Raw genomic sequence first — 15,600 nt, 5'->3', positions numbered from 1 at the left:
CGTGCTCAAGGCGACTCTGCGCAGCTTCTTCGCGCACAAGGGGCGGATGCTGCTCTCGGCGCTGGCCGTGGTGTTGTCCGTGGCGTTCGTCTCCGGCAGCCTCATCTTCTCCGACACCGTCAGCCGCACGTTCGACCGGCTCTTCGCCTCCACCGCAGCCGACGTCGCCGTCTCCCCGAAGGAGGCGTTCGACCAGGGCCGCGGGTTCGGCTCCGGGCTGGTGCCGACGCTGCCCGCGTCGGTCGCCGGGGACGTGGCGAAGGTGCCGGGGGTGCAGGACGTCCACCTCGACGTCGAGGTGGAGAACCTCACCGTCACCGACGCGGAGAACGAGCCGATCGGCCGGACCACCGGCCCGCCGACGATCGCCAGCAACTGGTACGTCAGCGACCGCAGCCCGGTGGAGCTGTCGGAGGGCCGCGAGCCGGCCGGCGCCGGCGAGGCGCTGCTCGACAAGGACACCGCCGACCGCAAGAACGTCGAGATCGGCGACACGCTCAACGTCCTCGCGCAGCCCGGCACGTTCGAGGTCGAGGTCGTCGGCATCGCGAAGTTCACCACCACCAACCCGGGCGCGGCGGTGATCTACCTGGAGACGGCGGCGGCGCAGCGCCAGTTGCTCGACGACCCGGAGCTCAAGGGCACCGAGGCGGCCACGTCGGTGTCCGTGGACGCGGCGCCGGGGGTGTCGGACGCCGAGCTGAAGAAGCGCGTCAAGGGGGTGCTCGACGGCAAGTACACCGTGCAGACCGCCGACGAGCAGGCGAAATCGGCGGCGGAGGAGCTGGGTACGTTCCTCGACATCATCAAGTACGTGATGCTCGGCTTCGCCGGGATCGCCGTGCTGGTCGGCATCTTCCTGATCGTCAACACGTTCTCGATGCTCATCGCGCAGCGCACCCGCGAGCTGGGGCTGATGCGCGCGCTGGGCGCGGACCGGCGGCAGGTCCGCCGCTCGGTGCTCACCGAGGCGCTGCTGCTCGGGCTGGTGGGCTCCACGCTCGGACTGCTCAGCGGCATCGGCCTGGCCGCGGGGCTCATCGAGACGATGGGCCTCCTGGGGATGAACCTGGACGCGGCCGAGATGGTGGTGAGCTGGGTCACGCCGGTCTTCGCGTACGCGGTGGGCGTGGGCGTCACCTTCGTCGCGGCGTATCTGCCGGCCCGGCGTGCGGCCCGGGTCTCCCCCATGGCGGCACTCGCCGACCTGGAGATCACGGAGGTCGGCAGGCCGATGCGGGTGCGGGCGGCGCTCGGCTCGGTACTCGGGGTCGTCGGGGCGGCGTCGTTCGTCCTGTGCGCGACGGCGGACCAGACCCGCGACTCCGCCGTGTACCTGGTGGGCGGCGTGGTGCTGACGATGCTGGCCGTGGTGGCGGCCGGACCGCTGCTGGTGCGGCCGGTGATCCGGGTGCTGGGCGGCTGGTTCCCGCGGTTCTTCGGCTCCGTCGGCGCGCTCAGCCAGCGCAACGCGCTGCGCAACCCGCGGCGCACCGGCGCCACCGCGGTGGCGCTGATGGTGGGCCTGGCCCTGGTCGGCGGCATGTCGGTGGCGGCCGCGTCGATGACGAAGTCCTTCGACGAGGAGATCGACCGGACACTGGGCGCCGACTTCCTCGTGCAGAGCGACAACTTCGGCCCGTTCCCCCGCGAGGTCACCGAGCGGGTCCACGAAGCGGACGGCGTGGGCCTCGTCGTCCGCCAGCGGTTCGCGCCGCTGCGGGTGACGCTGCCCGACGGCGAGAAGACCAGCACCAGCGCCGGCGCCTTCGACAAGGAGCTGGACCAGGTCAGCCGGCTGGAGTACGCGGAGGGGAGCACCAGCGCCGCGCTCGCGCCCGGGCACGTGGGTCTGCAGCGGCAGTTCGCGCGCGACCACGGCATCCGTGTCGGCAGCACGCTCCCGGTGGAGTTCTCCAACGGCAGGAAGGCGGAGCTGACGGTCGGCGCGCTCACCAAGCAGGAGACCAGCGGTGGGTTCGGTGCGGCCGGCGGCTTCTTCCTGGGCATGGAGACCCTGGAGGACTACCAGCCCGGCGGCCAGGAGGCGGTCGTCTTCGTCAACGCGGAAAGCGGCACCGACGTCGACACGCTGCGCTCGTCGCTGGAGAGCGGGCTCGAAGGCTTCCCGCAGGTGAAGGTGCGGGACCAGGCCGACTTCAAGGAGCTGATCCGGGAGCAGATCATCGTGCTCCTCTATCTGGTCTTCGCGCTGCTCGGGCTGGCGATAGTCATCGCGGTGCTGGGCGTGGTGAACACGCTGGCGCTGTCGGTGGTGGAGCGGACGCGCGAGATCGGCATGCTGCGGGCCATCGGGCTGTCCAGACGCCAGACGCGGCGGATGATCCGGCTGGAGTCGGTCGTGATCGCCGTGTTCGGCGCGCTGCTCGGCCTGGTGCTGGGGCTGGCGTGGGGCGCGGGGGTGCACGAGGTGCTGGCCCTGGAGGGCATGCGCGCCTTCGCGATCGACTGGACGGTGCAGCTCGCCGTGGTGATCGGGTCGGTGCTGGTCGGCCTGCTGGCCGCCCTGCTGCCGGCGCTGAGGGCGTCCCGGCTCAACGTCCTGGCGGCCATCGCGCACGAGTGACCGCGGCCCGGGTGGAGTGCCCGTACGCGAGGGGTGGCGTGCGACCGTACGCGGCGCCCGGGCGGGCCGGGCGCGCACCGGCCCCACGCGGGCTGCCGGGGCCCCCGCGTCAGCCGAATACGGTCGACGCGGGCGGGGACCCGGTGATGGGATGCCGGACATGGACGATCTCCACATCCGGGCCGCGGAGCCCGCGGACGTGCCGGCGGTGCTCGCGTTCTGGAAAGAGGCGGCGGAGGGAACCTCCGTCAGCGACGACGACGCGGGCGTCGCCGGGCTGCTGGAGCGGGACCCGGGCGCGCTGCTGCTCGCCGAGCGCGGCGGGGAGCTGGCGGGCACCGTCATCGCCGGGTTCGACGGCTGGCGCTGCCACCTGTACCGGCTGGCCGTGCACCCCGGCCACCGCCGCCGCGGCGTCGGCACCGCGCTGCTGGCCGCGGCGGAGCGGCGGTTCGCCGCCTTCGGCGGCCGGCGCGCGGACGCGATGGTGCTGGACCGCAACGAGCGGGCGCACCACGCCTGGCACGCCGGCGGGTACGTCCGCCAGGAGCAGTGGAGCCGCTGGGTCAAGCCGCTTGCGGCCGGCTGACCGCCGTCACCGCGCGACCGCCGCGACCCTGCGTGATCATGAGACGGAGGTGACCCGATGACCGAGGTGCTGCTGCTGGTCCTGGCCCTGGCGCTCTGCCTGGCCTGCGGCCTGTTCGTGGCCGCCGAGTTCTCGCTGACGACGGTGGAGCGAGCGGAGCTGGAGCGGGCCGTGGACCGCGGCGAGCGCGGCGCGGCCAGCGCCCTGCAGGCCGTACGCAGCCTGACGTTCCAGCTCTCCGGCGCGCAGCTCGGCATCACCGTCACCAACCTCGTCGTCGGCATGCTGGCCGAGCCGTCCATCGCCGCCCTGCTCCGCGGCCCGCTGCGCGCGGTGGGGGTACCGGACTCGGCCACCTCCGGTGTCGCGCTCGTGCTGGGCACGGCGCTGTCGACCGTCGTGCTCATGGTCGTCGGCGAGCTGGTGCCCAAGAACTGGGCCATCTCCCGGCCCCTGGCCATGGCCAAGCGCGTCTCGGCCTTCCAGCACACGTTCAGCGCCGTCTTCCGCCCGTTCATCGGCCACCTGAACAACACCGCCAACCGGGTGCTGCGGCTGATGGGCCTGGAACCGGCGGAGGAGCTGGCCTCCGCGCGCAGCCCGCAGGAACTCGCCGCACTGGCCCGGCACTCGGCGAAGAAGGGCTCGCTGGAGGCCGACACCGCCGAGTTGTTCGTCCGCACCCTGGGGCTCGCGAATCTGACGGCGGAGAACGTGATGACGCCCCGGATGCAGGTCGTCGCGCTGGAGGCGGACGCAAGCGCCGGTGACGTCGTCGACGCCTCCCGCGCCACCGGTCTGTCCCGCTTCCCCGTCTACCGCGGCAGCCTGGACTCCGTCCTCGGCTACGTGCACGTCAAGGACGTCCTCGGCGTCCCCGCCGGCCGCCGCGCCCGCCACCCGCTGAACCGGCTGCTGCGGGACCCGGTGCTGGTGCCGGAGACGCTCACCGTCGACCACCTGATGGACCGGCTGACGGACAGGCACTCCATGGCGGTCGTGATCGACGAGTACGGCGGCACCGCCGGGGTGGTCACCATGGAGGACGTCGTCGAGGAGGTCATCGGCCAGGTGCGGGACGAGCACGACCCGCTGGAGACGCCCGACCTGCTGCCCAGCGGTGCGGACCCGGACGGCCGGATGCTCTTCGACGCCGACGGCGGGGTGCGCCCCGACCAGCTCGCGGAGATCGGCCTGCGGGTGCCGGAGGGTCCGTACGAGACGCTGGCCGGGCTGGTCGCCACCGAGCTGGGCCGCATCCCCGTCGACGGCGACGCGCTGGACGTCGACGGCTGGCGGCTGGACGTCGTGGACGCGGCCGGGCGGCGCGCGGCGCGCGTCCTGCTGCACGCTCCGCCGCCGGGCCCGGAGCCCGACGACGCCGACCCCGGCGGCGCACGCGGCAGCACCGGCACCGGCACCGGGACCGGCACCGGGACCGGGAGGGAGGAGCCCCGATGACCGCCGTCCAGTTGCTCGTCGGGCTGCTGACGCTCGTGCTCAACGCGTTCTTCGTAGGCGCGGAGTTCGCGCTCATCTCGGTGCGGCGCAGCCAGATCGAGCCGTACGCCCAGGACGGCGACCGCCGGGCACGCCGCGTGATCTGGGGCCTGGAGCACGTCTCCACGCTGATGGCGGCGGCCCAGCTCGGCATCACGCTGTGCACGCTGGTCCTCGGCGTCGTCGCCGAGCCGGCCATCGCGCACCTGCTGGAGCCGCTCTTCGACGCCGTGGGGGTGCCGCACGGTCTCGTGCACCCGATCTCGTTCGCCATCGCCCTGGCCGTTGCGACGTACCTGCACATGCTGCTCGGCGAGATGGTGCCGAAGAACGTGGCGCTGGCCGACCCGGTGCGCTCCGCGCTGCTGCTCGGCCCGCCGCTGGTCGCGCTCACCCACGGACTGCGCCCCGTCGTCTTCACGGTCAACGCCTTCGCCAACGCGCTGCTCAGGCTGCTGCGCGTGCAGACCCGCGACGAGGTCGCGGCGTCGTTCTCCGACGCCGACCTGGCCCGCATGGTGGCGGACTCCGCGGAGGCGGCGCTGCTCGACGACCGCTCGGCCGAGCGGCTGCGCGACTCGCTGGAGCTGGGCCGCCGCCCCGTCGGGGACGTGGTGGTGCCCACCGGGCACGTGGTGACCGCGCCCGTCGGCGTCACCCCGGAGGCGCTGGAGGCCCTGGCCGTGGAATCCGGCTTCTCCCGCTTCCCGGTGGTGGACGACGGCGGCCGGATCCTCGGCTATCTGCACGTCAAGGACGCCCTCGGCGCCGCCGGCCGCGAGACGCCGTTCCCGCGTACGGCCATGCGCCGCATCGCCCGGGTGCGCGCGAGCGCGCCGCTGGACGACGTGCTGACCGCCATGCGCCGCAGCCGCACCCACCTGACCGCGGTCACCGACGCGGACGGCCGGGTGACGGGCCTGGTGACCATGGAGGACGTGCTCCGCGAGCTGGTCGGCAGCCAGTCGTGACCTGCGGCCCGGCCGCCGGGGAGACGGGCCGCGGCGGCGGGTAGGATCGGCGGCGCCATGGACCTGAATGCCCGTTACACCAGTTTCGTCGCGGTCGGCGACTCCTTCACGGAAGGCATGTCCGACCTGCAGCCCGACGGCTCCTACCGCGGCTGGGCGGACCTCCTCGCGGCCCGCCTCGCGGCGGCGCAGCCCGGCTTCCGCTACGCGAACCTGGCCGTCCGCGGCAAGCTCATCCGCCAGATCCTCGACGAGCAGGTCGACCGGGCCGCCGCCATGGAGGCCGACGTCATCACCCTCGTCGGCGGCCTCAACGACGCGATCCGGCCGCGCTGCGACATGGACCGGGTGTGCGACGTGCTCGAAGAGGCCGTGGCGCGGCTGGCACCGAGTTGCAAGCAGCTCGTGCTGATGCGCAGCCCGGGGCGCGACGGCCGGGTCCTGGAGCGGGTCAGGCCGCGGATGGAACGGCTCTTCGCGCACGTCGACGACCTCGCCGCGCGGCACGGCGCGCTGGTCGTCGACCTCTACGGCGCCGACGTGCTCCGCGACGTACGGCTGTGGGACGACGACCGGCTGCACCTGACGCCGGAGGGCCACCGCCGGGTCGGCGAGGCCGTGTGGCAGACGCTGGGCGGGGCTCCCGGGTACGACTGGACGGGCCCGCTGCCGCCGCCGGCGCCGCGGCCGCCGTGGCTCACCCGCCGGACCGCGGACGTCCGCTTCGCCCGTACGCACCTGCTGCCCTGGGTGCACCGCCGGCTCACCGGCCGCTCCTCCGGCGACGGCCGCGCGCCGAAGCGCCCGGAGCTGCTGCCGTACGACGCCTGACGCGTCAGCCGGCGCACCGGCGCCGGCTCCCTCTCCGTACGCCCGGGCCGTCCGCCGCCGCGGGCCGGCCGCCCGGCCCCGTAGAATCTCCCCACGTGAACAAGCCGCGCATCCCCAACGTCCTGGCCGCCCGCTACGCCTCCGCCGAGCTGGCCGCCCTCTGGTCCCCCGAGCACAAGGTCGTCCTGGAGCGCCGCCTGTGGCTCGCCGTGCTGTGCGCCCAGCGCGATCTGGGGATCGACGTGCCCGAGGGGGCCGCCGCGGACTACGAGCGCGTGCTGGAAGACGTCGACCTCGCCTCGATCGCCGAGCGCGAGAAGGTCACGCGGCACGATGTGAAGGCCCGGATCGAGGAGTTCAACGCGCTCGCCGGGCACGAGCAGATCCACAAGGGCATGACCTCGCGCGACCTGACGGAGAACGTGGAGCAGTTGCAGGTGCGGCAGTCCCTGGAACTGGTCCGCGACCGCGCGGTCGCGGTGCTGGCGCGGCTGGGCCGGCTGGCCGGCGAGCACGCCGGGCTGGTGATGGCCGGCCGCTCGCACAACGTCGCCGCGCAGGCCACCACGCTGGGCAAGAGGTTCGCCACGGCCGCCGACGAGCTGCTGGTCGCGTACGGCCGCGTCGAGGACCTGCTCGCGCGCTACCCGCTGCGCGGCGTCAAGGGCCCGGTCGGCACCGCGCAGGACATGCTCGACCTGCTCGGCGGCGGCACGGAGGGCGCCGCGCGGCTGGCGGAGCTGGAGCGCCGGGTCGCCGGCCACCTGGGCTTCGCCCGCGCCTTCACCTCCGTCGGCCAGGTCTACCCGCGCTCGCTCGACTACGACGTGGTCGCGGCGCTGGTGCAGGTCGCCGCCGCCCCGTCGTCGCTGGCGAAGACGATCCGGCTGATGGCCGGGCACGAGCTGGTCACCGAGGGCTTCCAGCCGGGCCAGGTCGGCTCGTCCGCGATGCCGCACAAGATGAACACCCGCTCCTGCGAGCGTGTGAACGGCCTGATGGTGATCCTGCGCGGGTACGCCTCGATGACCGCGGAGCTGGCGGGCGACACCTGGAACGAGGGTGACGTGTCCTGCTCGGTGGTACGCCGCGTGGCGCTGCCGGACGCGTTCTTCGCGCTCGACGGGCTGCTGGAGACGTTCCTGACGGTGCTGGACGAGTTCGGCGCATTCCCTGCGGTGATCGCCCGCGAGCTGGACCGCTACCTTCCGTTCCTGGCCACCACCAAGGTGCTGATGGCGGCGGTACGGGCCGGGGTCGGCCGGGAGGAGGCGCACGAGGCGGTCAAGGAGCACGCGGTCGCCGCGGCGCTGGCGATGCGCGAGCGCGGCGTAGAGCGCAACGAACTCCTCGACCGGCTCGCCGCCGACGACCGCATTCCGCTGGACCGGGACCGTCTTGAGGCGCTGATGGCGGACCGGCTGGCGTTCACCGGCGCGGCGGAGGAGCAGGTGGCGGCGGTGGCGGCGCGGGTCGAGGAGGTCGTGAAGCGGCACCCGGAGGCGGCGGGGTACGCGCCCGGGGCGATCCTGTGACACCGCCCGCCCCGGCTCCCTGAGCCCCCGCCTCCGCGGCTACGCGTCCCGCCGCCGCAGCGTCCACCAGCCGGCCAGCACGGCCGCCCCGGTCCAGAGCGCGGTCACGGCCAGCCCCGCGAGCGGCGGCACGTCGGTCGGCGGGTCGGCGTAGATCACCTGCTGACCCGCGCGGTCCGGCAGGTAGTCCGCGACGCCCGCCGACGACCCGGTGCCGAGCACCATGGACACCACCAGCACGAACGGGATCAGGATGCCCAGCACCGCGATGCCGCTGCGCAGCACGGCGGCGAGCCCCGCGGCGAGCAGCGCCATGAGCGCCAGGTAGACCGCGCCGCCCACGACGCCGCGCACGGCGGCGGCGTCGCCGAGGCCGAGCGCCCGGTCGCCGAGGGCGGCGCCGCCGGCGAGGAACGACACGAGGGTGGTCACCAGCCCGACGGCGAGCGCGAGCCCGCCGACGTGCACGAGCTTGGCACCGTAGAGCAGCCCGCGCCGCGGCACCGCGGCGAGCGTGGCGCGGATCAGTCCGCTCTGGTACTCGGAGGAGACCGCGAGCGTGCCGAAGACGATCGCGGCGATCTGCCCGGGGCCGATGCCCACGAGGACGGAGAACAGCGGGTCGAAGTCGCGCTCCTCGGACTCGGCGCCGCCGAGGGTGGCGTTGGCGAGGATCCCGAAGCCGGCGGTGGCGAGCAGGATGCAGGCCAGCGACCACACGGTGCCGCGCAGCGTCGTGATCTTGATCCACTCGGAGCGGAGTACGGCGGTGGCACTCATCGTCTCAGGACTCCTTCGTCTCGCTGGTGAACTCCGCCGCCGAGGCGGTCAGCCGGAGGTACGCCTCCTCCAGGTCGGTCCGGCCCGCCACGAACTCCGCCAGCGGCGAGTCGGCGAGGAGCCGGCCGCGGCCGAGCACCACGAGGTGGTCGGCAAACGCGGCGGTCTCCGCCATCAGGTGGCTGGAGACGAGCACGGTGCGGCCGTCGTCGGCCAGCCGGCGCAGCAGCCCCCGGATCCACACGATGCCCTCGGGGTCGAGCCCGTTGGACGGCTCGTCCAGCAGCAGCACGGGCGGGTCGCCGAGCAGCGCGGCGGCGATGCCGAGGCGCTGGCGCATGCCGAGCGAGTACGTCCGTACCCGCCGGCCCGCGGCGGACTCGATCCCGGTCAGCCGCAGCACCTCGGTGACGCGGGCGTCCGGCAGGCCGTTGCTCGCGGCCAGCGCGCGCAGGTGCGCGCGGCCGGTGCGGGAGCCGTGCGCGGCCTGCGCGTCGAGGAGGGCGCCCACGTGCCGGAGGGGGTCGGCCAGCTCCGGGTACGGCCGGCCGCCGACGGTGGCGGTGCCGGAGGTGGCCCGGTCCAGGCCGAGGACGAGGCGCATGGTGGTGGACTTGCCGGCGCCGTTGGGGCCGAGGAAGCCGGTGACGCGGCCGGGCCGGACGGTGAACGTCAGGGCGTCGAGGGCCCGGACGTCCCCGTAGTCCTTGGTCAGGTCGCGGACCTCGATGGCTGTTGCTGCTGTCATACGGGCCACGCTGCCGGTCGGGGCGGTGCCGGGGCCTCCCCCGCGCGCGGGTTCGCCCTCCCCCGTGCGGGGGAGCCGCGCCCCGGACGGCGCTGGCACGATGGACGGCGTGCCACGAACCACCCGGTCCCTCCCCCGCCCGCTGCGGCCGGCGCTGCGGGCGGTGACGTACACGCGGTTGCTGCACCTGCTGATCGCCGCGGCACTGCCCCTGCTGGGCGCGTTCGTCCTGGGGCCGGACGACGGGCCGGCCCTGCTCGGCTACGGCTTCCTCGCCCTCGCCCCGGTCCCGCTCCTCGCCGTCGCCGCGGCGGTCCCCGCGACCCGGGTCCTGGAGGCCATGCAGGCCCGGCTGCTGCTGTTCCCGGGGCCGCACGCCCGGGAGGAGCGGCGGGAGCCGCGGCTCGCGCACACGCCTGCCGTCGCCTGGAGCGACCGCGGCCGGGTCTTCGCCTGGCTGGTGCTGCGGATGTGGCTGGGGTTCGTGGCCGCCGTGACCACCGCCCAGGGCGTCTTCCTCGCCGTGGCGCTGACCTCCGCCTCCCAGTGGCGGTGGTTCGACTCGGACGTCCTGCCCCTCCCGGGCAGATGGCACGGTGCGTACCCGCTGCTCGCCCCGGTCCCGGTGGCGGCGTCGCTCGCGCTCGCCTGGGCCTTCGGCTCGCTGGTCGCGGCCCTGGCGCCCCGGCTGCTGGGCCCCTCGGCCGCCGAGCGGCTGACCGCGCTGGAGGAGCGCACCGAACGTCTTCTGGAGCACAACCGGCTGGCCCGCGAGCTGCACGACACCATCGGGCACGCGCTGACCGTCGCCGTGGTGCAGGCCGGCGCCGCCCGGGCGGCGGGGTCGCCCGAGTTCACCGAGCGGGCGCTGCGCGCGATCGAGGACACCGGCCGGGAGGCGCTGGAGGACCTGGAGCGGGTGCTGCGGCTGCTGCGCCAGGACGCCGCCCCGCCGTCCCGGCGGCCGGGGCTGGCCGAGGCGGAGCGGCTGGTGGCCTCCGCGCGCGGCGCCGGCGCCGCGATCAGTGCCGAGATCGAGGGGCCGCTGGAGTCGGTGCCGGGGCCGGTGTCGCGGGAGGGGTACCGCATCGTGCAGGAGTGCCTGACGAACGTGCTGCGGCACGCCGGCCCGGTCCCGGTCACGGTCCGCATCGCGGCCTCGGCGGACGTGCTGGAGCTGTCCGTACGCAACAAGCTGCCCGCGGCGACGACGGCGGCGGCTCCCGGACCCGGCGGCAGCGGGCTTCGCGGCATCCGCGAGCGCGCCGCACTCCTGGGCGGCGAGGCCGTCGCCGGCCCCCGCGACGGCGAGTGGAGGGTGCGGGTCACGCTGCCGATACAGTGACGCCGTGTCCGTCTCCGTCCTCCTCGTCGACGACGACGCCCTGGTCCGCGCCGGGCTGCGGGCGATCCTCGAAGCGCAGCCGGACATCGAGGTGGCCGGTGAGGCGGCCGACGGCGCGGCGGTGATCCCGCTCGTACGGCGACTGGCGCCGGACGTCGTCGCGATGGACGTGCGGATGCCGCTGATGGACGGCATCGAGGCCACCCGGGCGGTGCTCCGCGCCTTCCCGGAGCCGCCGAAGATCCTCGTCGTGACCACCTTCGAGGAGGACCAGTACGTGTACGGGGCGCTGCGCGCCGGCGCTGACGGCTTCCTGCTCAAGCGGGCCCGGCCGGCGGAGATCGTGCACGCGGTACGCCTGGTCGCCGAGGGCGGCTCGCTGCTGTTCCCGGCCGCGCTGCGGTCGCTGGCCGCCGGGCACGTCAACGAGGAGGCGCGCACGGCGGTGGCCGCGGCGCGGCTGACCGACCGGGAGGGCGAGGTGCTGCGGCTGATCGCCCGCGGACTGACGAACGCCGAGATCGCCGCGGAGCTGGTGCTCGGCACCGAGACGGTCAAATCGCACGTCAGTGCGCTGCTGGCGAAGCTGGGGGCCCGGGACCGGACGCAGGCGGTGATCACGGCGTACGAGTCGGGGTTCGTCGCTCCCGGCGCGGCCGGATAGCGGATACGATCCGCTATCCGGAACCACCCTCAGGGAGGCTGACGTTGGCGCAGCTCACCGGCGGGGACCCGTCCCTGCTGCGGCGGATCAACTCCGCCGTCGTCCTGCGCGCGCTGCGCGACGCGGGCTCGGCGACGCTGACCGACCTGGTCCGTACCACGGGGCTGTCGCGGCCGACCCTGGACGGCGTGCTGGAGGGCCTGGCCGCCAGCGGTCTGGTGGTGGAGGCCGCGGCCGAGGAGGGCACGACGCGGCGCCAGGGCCGGCCAGCGCGCAAGTTCCGCTTCCATGCCGAGTCGGGTCATCTGCTGGGCATCGAGATCGGCCCGCACCGGGTCTCCGTGCTCCTCTCCGACCTCGACGGCCGGCTGCGCGGCTCGGCGTCGCGCACCGTGGCCGAGGCCGCGGAGGCCGACGACCGACTGGCGGCCGTACGGGCCGTGGTGCAGGAGGTGCTGCGGCGGACCGGCGTGGCGCGCAGCACGCTGCGCGCGGTGGGCGTCGGCAGCCCCGGCATCGTGGAGGCGGACGGCATGGTGCGCCTCAGCACGGCGTTGCCCGGCTGGACGGGCCTCAACCTCGCGGAGCGGCTGAGCCGTTCGTTCCGCTGCCCGGTGCTGGTGGAGAACGACGCGAACACGGCGGCCGTCGCCGAGCACTGGAAGGGCGCCGCGCGGCACTCGGCGGACGTGGTCTTCGTCCGCGCCGGGCTGAGCCCGGGCGCCGGGTCGCTGATCGGCGGGCGGCTGCACCGCGGCTTCGGCGGCGCGGCCGGCGAGATCGGGGCGCTGCACCTGCTGGGCCGGGAGGCGACGCCGGAGAAGCTGCTCAGCGTCACCGGTGAGCCGCTGCACCCGCTGGACGAGCCGGCGGTGGCGGAGGTCTTCTCGCTGGCGCAGGACGGCGACAAGCGGGCGCGGCGGGCCGTGGACCGGTTCATGCAGCGGCTGGTGCACGACGTCGCCGCGCTGGTGCTGGCCCTCGACCCGGAGCTGGTGGTGATCGGCGGCTGGGCGGCCGGCGTGGACGACGTACTGGAGCCGCTCCACGCCGAGCTGGCCCGCTACTGCCTCAGGCCCCCGGAGGTCGTGCTGTCGCTGCTGGGCGAGGCGGCGGTGGCCACGGGCGCGCTGCGGCTGGCCCTGGACCACCTCGACGAGGAGCTGTTCGCCGTGGAGAGCACGGTCACGGCGCGCCGGTGACCGGCGGGCCGGGCGGGGTGTGGCCTCCCGGCCCGGCCTTCTGCCCGCGGTTTCCTTCTGCCCGCGGTCGCCGTCTCCGGACGAGGGTGTCCCGCCCGGTGCGTACGACGGGGGCGGCGGCTCAGCTCGCCAGCACCGCGTCCGCGTCGAGGGTGAGGCGGCAGGTGTCCGCGCGGTACGTGGACACCGCGACGGCGGCGGTGCGCCCCCTGGAGACGTAGCGCGTGGTGACCACGAGAACCGGGGCGCCCGGCAGGCGGTCCAGCTCGCGGGCGTCCTCCGCGCGCGCCGAGCCCAGCTCGACGGTGCGGTCCTGGCCTTCCAGCGGCAGCCGGTGCAGCTCGTGCAGCACGGCGCGGGCGCGGACGGCGCCCACGGAGGCGTCGCCACGGCTGAAGCCGGGCGCGGAGACGCCCGGCACGTAGATCAGCTCGGCCGCGACCGGCTGCCCGTTGCGGCTGCGGGAGCGGTGCACCCGGTGCACCGGCTCCGTCGCTTCGGTGCCGAGCATGCGCGCGATGGCCGCGGGCGCCGCGACCGCGGCGGCGTCGACGGCCTCCCAGCCGTCGTCTGCCTCGCCCGGCCACATCTGCCGCGGGGAGCCCACCGGGACGCCGACGCGCGGCGGCGCGACCGTCGTACCGACGCCCCGCCTGCGCTGCAGCCGGCCCTCCAGCTCCAACTGATCGAGCGCCTGCCGCAGGGTCGCGCGGGCGACGCCGAAGCGGGCCGCCAGCTCGCGCTCGTTGGGCAGGATCTCCCCTACCGAGAACTCCGACTCCAGCGCCTCGCTGATCACGCCCTTGAGATGCCAGTACTTCAGCTCGGTCACGGTGTCCGGCTGCGTGGTCCCCACCTGATCCTCGCAATCCCCGTCGGCCTGGCCGCCTTTATGCGCGGTTGTTTATGAAAGGTTGTTGCAGTATCTCTTGCCGACAGTAGGTCGCCACCCGGACTTGGTCAAGACCAATCGCCCTGGGGTACCGTCCGTCCGGCATCCGACGGACGGCGGAAAGGCAGCGATGAAGCAGGTCACGGTGGTCACCGGGGGCAGCCGCGGCATCGGCGCGGCGATCGTGCGGAGACTGGCCCGTGCCGGTCACGCCGTCGCCCTGGCGTACGAGCGGGCGGAGGCCGCGGCGGAGGGAGTGGCGGCCGAGGTGCGCGCCGAGGGGGTGGCGTGCGTGGCCGTACGGGCCGACGTCAGCGACGCCGGACAGGTCGACACCCTGTTCGACACCGCCCGCGAGCGCCTGGGGCCGGTCACGGGCCTGGTGAACAACGCCGGGATCACCGGGCCGCTGGGCCGGTTCGACGAGACGACCCTCGACGTGATGCGCCGGGTGCTGGACGTCAACGTGATGGGCACGTTCATCTGCACCCGGCGCGCGGTGCGCGAGATGTCCACCCGGCACGGGGGCGGCGGCGGCGCGATCGTCACCGTCTCCTCGGGCGCGGCCACCCTGGGCAGCCCCGGCGAGTACGTGCACTACGCGGCGAGCAAGGCCGCCGTGGACGCCATGTCCGTCGGTCTGGCCAAGGAGTTGGGGCCCGAGGGCGTACGCGTCAACTCGGTGCAGCCCGGAATGACCGTCACCGACATGCACGCGGCGATGGGCGACCCGGAGCGGCCGTGGCGCAACCCGGAGCGGGTGCCGATGCGCCGGCCCGGGGAGCCCGAGGAGATCGCCGGCGCGGTGGCGTGGCTGCTGTCCGAGGAGGCGTCGTACACCACGGGCGCGGTGCTGCGGGTCTCCGGCGGTCTCTGACGGCTCTTCCCGACCCGGGGACCAGCCCTTGCCGTGCCGGCGCGGCGAGGGCGCCGCTAGACGCGCACGCCGCCGAGCTTCTCCGGGTTGCGGATGATGTAGATGCGGGCGATCCGGCCGTCCCGGAACATCGGGACCATGACCGTGTCCAGCTCGCCGTCCGACAGGACCAGCAGCCCGGGCTGGCCGTTGATCTCGCGGAAGAGGAGCTGCGGCTGAGCCGCCTTCTCGTTGCCGTCCGCGCCGCCGATGAAGACGCGGGCCGCGTTCTCGGCGCCCTCGACGACGCGCCGCGGCGCCTTGGCCTTGCCGCCGGTGTCCGATATCACGTCCACGTCCGGGGCCAGCAGCGCCATCAGCCCCTCCATGTCGCCGCCGGCGGCGGCTTCGAGGAACCGTTCCGTGATGTCGCGCTGCGCGGCGGTGTCTACGTCGTAGCGCGGCTTGCGCTGCGTGACGTGCCGCCGGGCGCGGCCGGCGAGCTGGCGTACGGCCTCGTCGGAGCGGTCGAGCATCGCGCCGATCTCCGCGTACGGGAAGCCGAATGCCTCCCGGAGCACGAAGACGGCCCGCTCCAGCGGCGACAGCGACTCCATCACCACGAGCATCGCCAGCGTCACCGACTCGGCGAGCAGCGCCCGCTCCGAGCTGTCCGGCAGCGTCTCGCTGAGGAAGTCGGTGGCCAGCGGCTCGGGGAGCCAGGGGCCGACGTACGCCTCCCGCCGCGCCTGCGTCTGCCGAAGCCGGTCCAGCGAGAGGTGGGTGACGATGCGCACCAGATAGCCGCGCGCGTCACGGACGTTGTCGCGGTCCGCGGACGACCAGCGCAGCCAGGCGTCCTGCACGACGTCCTCGGCATCGGCGAACTCGCCGAGCATGCGGTACGCCACCCCCATCAGGACGGATCGGTGCTCCTCGAAGACGTCGACTTCGGTACCGTATGCCACCTCTACATATCACCTGACGAGACACCCCTCTGTCCAATCCGGCCGCTGGACGGGCGCCCCCCGCGCGGCGCGCTTCCGTCTGCCGCGGGGGCGGTTGTTCACTTGTCGTTCGCGTCATGGGCAACACACGCC

General features: G+C 74.5%; 13 protein-coding genes and 1 pseudogene. 10 read left to right on the top strand and 4 right to left on the bottom strand.

The annotated features are described in order from the left end of the window. Position 1 precedes the first annotated feature (1 nt). The 6 genes from O7599_RS36265 to purB all read left to right on the top strand — a co-directional run bounded on the left by O7599_RS36265 (position 2) and on the right by purB (position 8,013). Positions 2-2,587 carry an ABC transporter permease gene (locus O7599_RS36265; protein ID WP_281619851.1) on the top strand — a complete coding sequence of 862 codons (2,586 nt, stop codon included), beginning with the start codon at positions 2-4 and terminating at the stop codon, positions 2,585-2,587. 160 nt (positions 2,588-2,747) lie between these two features. Next, positions 2,748-3,176: a GNAT family N-acetyltransferase gene (locus O7599_RS36260; RefSeq protein WP_281619850.1), complete on the top strand. Its 429-nt coding sequence runs from the start codon at positions 2,748-2,750 to the stop codon at positions 3,174-3,176. Between the two features lie 57 nt (positions 3,177-3,233). After that, complete coding sequence (locus O7599_RS36255; RefSeq protein WP_281619849.1) at positions 3,234-4,637, top strand: hemolysin family protein; 1,404 nt, start codon at positions 3,234-3,236, stop codon at positions 4,635-4,637. After that, positions 4,634-5,647 carry a hemolysin family protein gene (locus O7599_RS36250; protein WP_281619848.1) on the top strand — a complete coding sequence of 338 codons (1,014 nt, stop codon included), beginning with the start codon at positions 4,634-4,636 and terminating at the stop codon, positions 5,645-5,647. The genes O7599_RS36255 and O7599_RS36250 overlap by 4 nt, the downstream gene beginning before the upstream one ends. 57 nt (positions 5,648-5,704) lie before the next feature. Further along, entirely contained in the window at positions 5,705-6,478 is a 774-nt protein-coding gene (locus O7599_RS36245) for an SGNH/GDSL hydrolase family protein (RefSeq protein ID WP_281619847.1), read from the top strand. A 95-nt stretch (positions 6,479-6,573) separates the two neighbouring features. Next, complete coding sequence (gene purB, locus O7599_RS36240; RefSeq protein ID WP_281619846.1) at positions 6,574-8,013, top strand: adenylosuccinate lyase; 1,440 nt, start codon at positions 6,574-6,576, stop codon at positions 8,011-8,013. Positions 8,014-8,052: 39 nt separating this feature from the next. Here the strand turns inward: purB and O7599_RS36235 are convergent, their stop codons facing one another. Next, the gene (locus O7599_RS36235; RefSeq protein WP_281619845.1) at positions 8,053-8,793 is read right to left on the bottom strand and encodes an ABC transporter permease; all 741 of its coding nucleotides are present in this window, start codon (positions 8,791-8,793) and stop codon (positions 8,053-8,055) included. 88 nt (positions 8,794-8,881) lie between these two features. Beyond that, positions 8,882-9,541 (bottom strand): annotated as a pseudogene (locus O7599_RS36230) (ATP-binding cassette domain-containing protein); the annotation flags it as partial. A gap of 100 nt (positions 9,542-9,641) precedes the next feature. Between O7599_RS36230 and O7599_RS36225 the strand changes: the two are divergent. From O7599_RS36225 to O7599_RS36215, 3 genes are read left to right on the top strand one after another with little or no spacing between them, the layout of a single operon-like run. Beyond that, complete coding sequence (locus O7599_RS36225; protein ID WP_281619844.1) at positions 9,642-10,886, top strand: histidine kinase; 1,245 nt, start codon at positions 9,642-9,644, stop codon at positions 10,884-10,886. 4 nt (positions 10,887-10,890) lie between these two features. Further along, positions 10,891-11,550 (top strand): response regulator transcription factor, encoded by a 660-nt coding sequence (locus O7599_RS36220; RefSeq protein ID WP_281619843.1) that lies wholly within the window; start codon positions 10,891-10,893, stop codon positions 11,548-11,550. Positions 11,551-11,594: 44 nt separating this feature from the next. After that, entirely contained in the window at positions 11,595-12,752 is a 1,158-nt protein-coding gene (locus O7599_RS36215) for an ROK family transcriptional regulator (protein ID WP_281619842.1), read from the top strand. Between the two features lie 121 nt (positions 12,753-12,873). On the opposite strand, the gene O7599_RS36210 is transcribed toward O7599_RS36215, so the two are convergent. Next, positions 12,874-13,608 (bottom strand): GntR family transcriptional regulator, encoded by a 735-nt coding sequence (locus tag O7599_RS36210; RefSeq protein ID WP_281619841.1) that lies wholly within the window; start codon positions 13,606-13,608, stop codon positions 12,874-12,876. Positions 13,609-13,774: 166 nt separating this feature from the next. Here O7599_RS36210 and O7599_RS36205 point away from each other — a divergent pair, with 166 nt between their 5' ends. Then, on the top strand, positions 13,775-14,521 hold the full coding sequence (locus O7599_RS36205; protein WP_281619840.1) for an SDR family oxidoreductase: 747 nt from the start codon (positions 13,775-13,777) through the stop codon (positions 14,519-14,521). A gap of 56 nt (positions 14,522-14,577) precedes the next feature. On the opposite strand, the gene sigJ is transcribed toward O7599_RS36205, so the two are convergent. Then, positions 14,578-15,468: an RNA polymerase sigma factor SigJ gene (gene sigJ, locus O7599_RS36200; RefSeq protein WP_281619839.1), complete on the bottom strand. Its 891-nt coding sequence runs from the start codon at positions 15,466-15,468 to the stop codon at positions 14,578-14,580. Positions 15,469-15,600: the final 132 nt, after the last annotated feature.

It is taken from the genome of Streptomyces sp. WMMC500, assembly GCF_027497195.1.
GTDB lineage: Bacteria > Actinomycetota > Actinomycetes > Streptomycetales > Streptomycetaceae > Streptomyces.
Note: the sequence above shows the minus strand (reverse complement) of the source record. Positions and strands in the feature narration are given on the sequence as shown.

Coding starts and splice junctions, on each gene's coding strand:
- O7599_RS36260 (WP_281619850.1), top strand. CDS start 2,748: ATGGACGATCTCCACATCCGGGCCGCGGAGCCCGCGGACGTGCCGGCG.
- O7599_RS36255 (WP_281619849.1), top strand. CDS start 3,234: ATGACCGAGGTGCTGCTGCTGGTCCTGGCCCTGGCGCTCTGCCTGGCC.
- O7599_RS36250 (WP_281619848.1), top strand. CDS start 4,634: ATGACCGCCGTCCAGTTGCTCGTCGGGCTGCTGACGCTCGTGCTCAAC.
- O7599_RS36245 (WP_281619847.1), top strand. CDS start 5,705: ATGGACCTGAATGCCCGTTACACCAGTTTCGTCGCGGTCGGCGACTCC.
- O7599_RS36235 (WP_281619845.1), bottom strand. CDS start 8,793: ATGAGTGCCACCGCCGTACTCCGCTCCGAGTGGATCAAGATCACGACG.
- O7599_RS36225 (WP_281619844.1), top strand. CDS start 9,642: ATGGACGGCGTGCCACGAACCACCCGGTCCCTCCCCCGCCCGCTGCGG.
- O7599_RS36205 (WP_281619840.1), top strand. CDS start 13,775: ATGAAGCAGGTCACGGTGGTCACCGGGGGCAGCCGCGGCATCGGCGCG.